The organism is Aquabacterium sp. (assembly GCF_035476535.1).
Lineage (GTDB): Bacteria > Pseudomonadota > Gammaproteobacteria > Burkholderiales > Burkholderiaceae_C > Pseudaquabacterium.
This window is the reverse complement of record NZ_DATILJ010000223.1, coordinates 1-4255: the sequence shown is the minus strand read 5'-3', so window position 1 is coordinate 4255 and position 4255 is coordinate 1. Positions and strand designations below refer to the sequence as shown.

General features: G+C 67.1%; 4 protein-coding genes. 1 reads left to right on the top strand and 3 read right to left on the bottom strand.

Features of this window, described 5'->3' with window-relative positions; all coding sequences use genetic code 11:
* Positions 1–86: 86 nt before the first annotated feature.
* Positions 87–1070, bottom strand: coding sequence for a phosphoribosylaminoimidazolesuccinocarboxamide synthase (locus tag VLK61_RS22040; RefSeq protein ID WP_325423971.1), 984 nt, complete (start codon positions 1068–1070; stop codon positions 87–89).
* A 96-nt stretch (positions 1071–1166) separates the two neighbouring features.
* A complete protein-coding gene (gene fba / locus VLK61_RS22035; RefSeq protein ID WP_325423969.1) occupies positions 1167–2231 on the bottom strand; it encodes a class II fructose-bisphosphate aldolase in 1065 nt (354 codons plus the stop codon).
* 246 nt (positions 2232–2477) lie between these two features.
* Here fba and VLK61_RS22030 point away from each other — a divergent pair, with 246 nt between their 5' ends.
* Positions 2478–3518: an ATP-binding protein gene (locus tag VLK61_RS22030; protein WP_325423967.1), complete on the top strand. Its 1041-nt coding sequence runs from the start codon at positions 2478–2480 to the stop codon at positions 3516–3518.
* Between the two features lie 85 nt (positions 3519–3603).
* Here the strand turns inward: VLK61_RS22030 and VLK61_RS22025 are convergent.
* A partial coding sequence (locus VLK61_RS22025; protein ID WP_325423965.1) for a pyruvate kinase occupies positions 3604–4255 on the bottom strand: 652 nt, incomplete at its 5' end.

Sequence of the window (4255 nt, the reverse complement as noted above, 5' to 3'; positions counted from 1 at the left end):
TCTCTCCTTGCCGCGCGAAGTACGAGGCCTTTCTGCAGACGTCGCGCGCCCACGCTACCCGGTCGGCGCTGTTGCGGATCCGGTCGTCAAGATCGACGAGTAACTTCGCCTCCATCCTTTTCCTCCCCTTGCGATGTCAACATGGTCAAGGCGGCCTGATACCGACTCGCGCTGGCCTCGGCAATCCCGAGGGGCAGCGCCGGTGCCGGCGCCCTCTTGTCCCACGGCTTGCCGTCCACTGTGGCGGTCTCCAGCCAGTCCCGCAGGAACTGCTTGTCGAAGCTGGGCGGATTGCCGCCCTCCTGGTAGGTGTCCAGCGGCCAGAAGCGCGATGAGTCGGGGGTCAGGATCTCGTCCATCAGCACCAGGCGGTCCTGTTCGTCCAGGCCGAACTCGAACTTGGTGTCGGCGATGATGATGCCGCGGGTCAGCGCGAAGGCTGCGGCTTCGGCGTACAGCCGGATGGCGATGCTGCGTACTTTGTCTGCAAGCGCCGGATCGATGAGGGTGCACAGCTGCGCGTAGCTGATGTTCTCGTCGTGATCGCCCATCGCGGCCTTGGTGGCCGGCGTGAAGATGGGCTCCGGCAGCCGGCTGGCGTTGTGCAGCCCGGGCGGCAATGGCACGCCGCACACCGTGCCATCGTGCTGGTATTCCTTCCAGCCCGAGCCGGCAAGGTAGCCGCGCACCACCGCTTCCAGCGGCAGCGGCCGCAGGCGCTTGACCAGCATCGAGCGACCCGCCACCTGCGCCACCTCGTCGGCGGCCACCACGCCTTCCGGCGCTTCGCCGGTCAGGTGGTTGGGCACGATGTGCGCGAGCTTGTCGAACCAGAACAGCGCCATGCGGGTCAGCAGCACGCCCTTGCCGGGGATGGGCTGGCCCATCACCACATCGAAGGCCGAGATGCGGTCGGAGGCCACCATCAGGATGCGGTCCGCGCCAACCGCGTAGTTGTCGCGCACCTTGCCGCGTGCCAGCAGCGGCAGCGAGTGCAGGTGGGACTCGAGCAAGGTGCCAGCGGGCAGCTTGTCGGACGGTGGGGTCGGCGTGTTGATGGGCGGGTTCATCGCGGAAGCTGCAGCTAGGTGACGTGCATATTGTGCCCGCCGGGCATGAAAAAGCCCGCCGTCGGCGGGCTGAGCATCGGAGGTGGCATCCCCTCGTCAGTGCACGACCTGGGACAACTCACCACTGGCATAACGCTGCGCGATGGTGACCAGTGGCAGCGCCTGGATCCTGCTGCCCTGGCCGCTGCAGCCGAACTGTTCATAGCGCTGCTTGCAAATGGCCTTGGCCGCTTCACGGGCCGGTTTCAGGTATTCACGCGGGTCGAACTTGCTCGGGTTCTCGGCGAAGAAGCGGCGGATCGCGGCGGTCATGGCCAGGCGGACGTCGGTGTCGATGTTGATCTTGCGCACCCCGAACTTGATGGCCTCCTGGATCTCTTCGACCGGCACACCGTAGGTTTCCTTCATGTCGCCACCGAACTTGCGGATCTCTGCCAGCAGGTCCTGCGGCACGCTGGAGCTGCCGTGCATCACCAGGTGGGTGTTGGGGATGCGCCGGTGGATCTCCTTGATGCGGCCGATGGCCAGGATGTCGCCGGTTGGCTTGCGGGTGAACTTGTAGGCGCCGTGGCTGGTGCCGATGGCGATGGCCAGCGCATCGAGCTGCGTGCGCTTGACGAAATCGGCGGCCTGCTCGGGGTCGGTGAGCAGTTGCTCCATCGTCATCGTGGCCTCGGTGCCGTGGCCGTCTTCCTTGTCGCCCTTCATGGTCTCCAGCGAGCCCAGGCAGCCCAGTTCGCCTTCGACGGTGACGCCCAGCTTGTGCGCCATATCGACCACGGTGCGGGTGACGTCGACGTTGTAGTCGTAGCTGGCGATGGTCTTGCCGTCGGCCTGCAGCGAGCCGTCCATCATCACCGAGCTGAAGCCGAGCTCGATGGCGCCCTGGCACACGTCGGGGCTCTGGCCATGGTCCTGGTGCATCACCAGCGGCACCTTCGGATAGCTCTCGACTGCCGCCTGGATCAAGTGCTTGATGAAGGCCTCGCCGGCGTACTTGCGCGCGCCGGCGCTGGCCTGCAGGATCACCGGCGCATCGATCTCCGCGGCGGCGGACATCACGGCCTGCACCTGTTCGAGGTTGTTGACGTTGAAGGCCGGGATGCCGTAGCCATTTTCGGCGGCATGGTCCAGCAGCTGGCGCATCGAGACGATAGGCATGGCAGATCCTGCGAAGTGGGGGAAAGAAACCGCGCTGTAACGGGCCGAATTGTACGAGCCGGGATGGATGCCCGGCACCCCCGCGCGGGGCAAGCCGCGGGCCCGGATCGGCCTGCGCCGGTGGGCCGCGAGGGCCAGGAATTGGCGCCGGATTGCCCCGCTTATCGGCCTGAAGGTGTGGCGGCGACGGCCGACACTGGCGGCCAGACTTGGGACCGCGCTTCAGCCGCCGGAAGGACACACCACATGGCCCGCATCATGCTCAGCGACATCACGCCCTGGATCACCGAGGCCGTGCTGGCCCATCCGCAGGACTTGCCGACCTACTTGTGCGAGCGGCTGGCCATCAGCCGCAGCCACGCCCGCACGCAGGCGAACCGGCTGGTCGAGGCGCAGTGGCTGCAGCGCGACGGCGTGTCCCGGCGCGCAATCTACCGCCCCGGGGCCTTGCGCCAGGTGGTGCGTCGCTATGCGCTGGCAGGCCTGCAGGAAGACCTGCCCTGGGCGCAGGACTTTGCCGCGCGCTTCGATCTCAAGCCGAATGTGGCTCGCATGGGCCAGCATGTGTTCACCGAACTGCTGAACAACGCCATCGACCACAGCGGCGGCAGCAGCGTGACCGTGTCGATGCGGCAGACGCCGACGCAGCTGCAACTGCTGGTCTCCGACGACGGACGCGGCGTGTTCAACGCGGTGGCCGAACGCTTCAACATCACCGACCCGACGGTGGCGATGCTGGAGCTGGCCAAGGGCAAGCTGACCAGCCAGCCGAATTCACACACCGGCCGCGGCCTGTTCTTCAGCGCCAAGCTGGCCGATATCTTCGACCTGCATGCCAACGACGCGGCCTACCAGCAGCGCGAATGGCAGCGCGACCAGTGGTGGCAGCGCAGCCGCCCGGCGTGCCGGGGGGGCACCTCGGTCTACGTGGCGATCTGTGTCGACACCGAACGCAGCCTGGACGACGTGCTGCGCCGCTACAGCCTGGACGGCGCCGGCTATGGCTTCGACCGCACGGTCGTGCCGCTGAAGCTGATCACGCAGGACCAGAACGGTCTGGAATCCCGGGCCCAGGCCCGCCGCGTGGTGTCGCGGCTGGCGCAGTTCCGCCGTGTCGAGCTGGACTTCGAAGGCCTGGCCGATGTTGGCCACGGTTTCACCGACGAGCTGTTCCGCGTCTTCGGCCAGCAGCATCCCGAGCTGGAACTGGTGCCGGTGAACACGACCCCGCGCGTCGCCGCGATGATCGACAGCGTGCGCGAAACCGTGCTGCCGGAAGCCGCCTGAGTTCAGCGCGTCAGGCCAGCGCAGGGCCGCTCCCAAGCGGCCTGATCCCCTCGGGGGACGGCACCGCAGGTGCCAAGGGGCCGACTCAAGCGACGCGACAGACCTTCAGCATGTTGGTGCCGCCGGGGTAGCCCATGGGCTCGCCGCAGGTGATGGCGTAGGTATCGCCCGGCTTCAGCACACCGCGCTGCACCAGCACGCGCTCGGCATCGGCCAGCGCCTGGTCGCGGTCGGTGTGGGTGGGCATCAGCACCGGCCGCACATTGCGGTACAGCGCCATGCGGCGCTCCGAGCTGGTCTGCGCGGTCAGGCCGAAGATCGGCACATGGATGTTGTGTCGGCTCATCCACAGCGCGGTCGAGCCGCTTTCGGTCAGCGCGATGATGGCCTTGCAGCCCAGGTGGTAGGCGGTGAACAGCGCCGCCATCGCGATGCTCTGGTCGATGCGGCCGAAGCGCTTGTTGGTGAAGTCGGCGTCGAGCCGCACGTCTTCGGCGCGCTCGGCCTCCAGCGCGATCGAGGCCATCGCCTCGATGGTCTCCACCGGGTACATGCCGGTGGCCGTTTCGGCCGAGGTCATCACCGCATCGGTGCCATCGAGCACGGCATTGGCCACGTCGCTGACCTCGGCGCGCGTGGGTACCGGGTTGACGATCATGCTCTCCATCATCTGCGTCGCGGTGATGGTGATCTTGTCCATCTCCAGCGCCATGCGGATCATCTTCTTCTGCAGCGCC

Excerpts from the sequence above, each read along its gene's own strand:
- VLK61_RS22040 (WP_325423971.1), bottom strand. The coding sequence starts at position 1,070 with ATGAACCCGCCCATCAACACGCCGACCCCACCGTCCGACAAGCTGCCC.
- VLK61_RS22030 (WP_325423967.1), top strand. The coding sequence starts at position 2,478 with ATGGCCCGCATCATGCTCAGCGACATCACGCCCTGGATCACCGAGGCC.
- fba (WP_325423969.1), bottom strand. The coding sequence starts at position 2,231 with ATGCCTATCGTCTCGATGCGCCAGCTGCTGGACCATGCCGCCGAAAAT.